This window comes from Streptomyces europaeiscabiei (genome assembly GCF_001550375.1).
Lineage (GTDB): Bacteria > Actinomycetota > Actinomycetes > Streptomycetales > Streptomycetaceae > Streptomyces > Streptomyces europaeiscabiei.
Genome location: NZ_LRTR01000067.1, coordinates 1 through 1537 on the forward strand (window position 1 = coordinate 1; position 1537 = coordinate 1537).

The 1537-nt window shown below is 71.0% G+C and carries 2 protein-coding genes and 1 pseudogene; 1 reads left to right on the forward strand and 2 read right to left on the reverse strand.

What is annotated here, in order from left to right:
• Together AWZ10_RS02985 and AWZ10_RS02990 are read right to left on the reverse strand one after the other, a co-directional pair.
• Positions 1 to 444 (reverse strand): annotated as a pseudogene (locus AWZ10_RS02985) (metabolite traffic protein EboE); the annotation flags it as partial.
• A 10-nt stretch (positions 445 to 454) separates the two neighbouring features.
• Positions 455 to 1309, reverse strand: coding sequence for a TatD family hydrolase (locus AWZ10_RS02990; RefSeq protein ID WP_046709567.1), 855 nt, complete (start codon positions 1307 to 1309; stop codon positions 455 to 457).
• A 27-nt stretch (positions 1310 to 1336) separates the two neighbouring features.
• On the opposite strand from AWZ10_RS02990, the gene AWZ10_RS02995 reads away from it, so the two are divergent.
• Positions 1337 to 1537 (forward strand): hypothetical protein (locus tag AWZ10_RS02995; protein ID WP_208618436.1); only part of this gene is annotated, 201 nt, incomplete at its 3' end.

Below are 1537 nucleotides of genomic sequence, written 5' to 3' on the forward strand. Positions count from 1 at the left end.
CCAGGACGTGCGCCAGGCCAGCGGCAGTGTGGAGACGCTGCCGCGCTCGGCGTCGTCCGGCAGGAGCGCTGCCAGGACGCGGGCGCAGTCGAGGGTGTGGGCCAGGCGGGCCTCGTCCGCCCAGTCAGGGAGGTAGACGTCCTTCTTGACCACCTCGCGGTGGAACCCGGCGTACGGGAAGGCGTTGAGGGTGACGGTCTCCAGTCCCCGCGCCGCGAGTTCATCCTTGAGGCGCCGCAACACACCGGGGACGGCGACCAGTTCGCTCACCACGTCGCGGGCGAGCCAGAGGCCGATGCCCAGCCGGTCGACGCCGAGGCGTTCGCGCACCGGTTCGGCGTAGTCCGTGAGTTGGGCGAGGACGCCGTCGACGTCCTCCGCCTGGTGGACGTTGCTGCAGTAGCCGAGGTGGACGGCGGTGCCGTCCGGGTGCCGGAATCGCATGGCCGTCCCCTCACTCGCCGCCGCGCCGGATGGAGTTGCCCTGGAAGCTCGACTCCTCGTCCGGCTTGGGCTCGTCGAGGTCCAGTCGGCCGCTCTGCCCGTAGAAGGCGACGGGGTTGCGCCACAGCACCCGGTCCACGGCGTCGTCGTCGAACCCGGCGGCGAGCATGGCGTCGGCGGTCTTGCGGGTCTTGAGGGGGTCCGAGCTGCCCCAGTCCGCCGCTGAGTTGACGAGGACGCGCTCGGTGCCGTGCTCCTGGAGGATGGCCACCATGCGGTCCTCGCTCATCTTGGTCCTCGGGTAGATCGAGAACCCGGCCCAGCATCCGCTGTCGAGGACCGTGCCGACGGTCAGTTCGTTGAGGTGGTCGAGGACGACGAGTTCGGGGGCGATGCCCGACTCCCGTACGACGTCCAGGGTCCGGCGGGTGCCGGTGGCCTTGTCGCGGTGCGGGGTGTGCACGAGGGCGGGCAGTTCGTGCTCGATGGCGAACTGGAGCTGGAGCGCGAGCGCCTCGTCCTCCTCCGGCGTCATGGAGTCGTAGCCGATCTCGCCGACGGCGACGACCCGGTCCTTGGCGAGGTAGCGGGGCAGCTCGTCCAGCACGGGCCGGCAGCGTGGGTCGTTGGCCTCCTTGGGGTTGAGCGCGATCGTGCAGAAGTGCTGGATGCCGAACTGGGCGGCCCGGTAGGGCTCCCAGCCGAGCAGCGCGTCGAAGTAGTCGTAGAAGCTCTCGGGCGAGGTGCGGGGCTGGCCCAGCCAGAAGGCCGGCTCGACGACGGCACGCACCCCGGAGGCGTACATCGCCTCGTAGTCGTCGGTGGTCCGGGAGGTCATGTGGATGTGGGGGTCGAAGATACGCACGGGCAGGCCTTCTCCTCGGGTTGTTCTGTGAGCGACGCCGGCTGGATGCGAAGGGTGGTGCACTGCGCGGAGGCGGTGTTCTGTGCGGAGGCGGTGGACTGCGCGCAGGCGCTGTACTACGCGGAGGCGGTGTTCTGCGCGGAAGCCGCAGAAGCCGCGGAGGCGGTGGAGGCGGTGGAGGCGGTGGCCGGGCGGAGCGCCTGGAGGGCGCGCTCGGCGGCCTCGCGG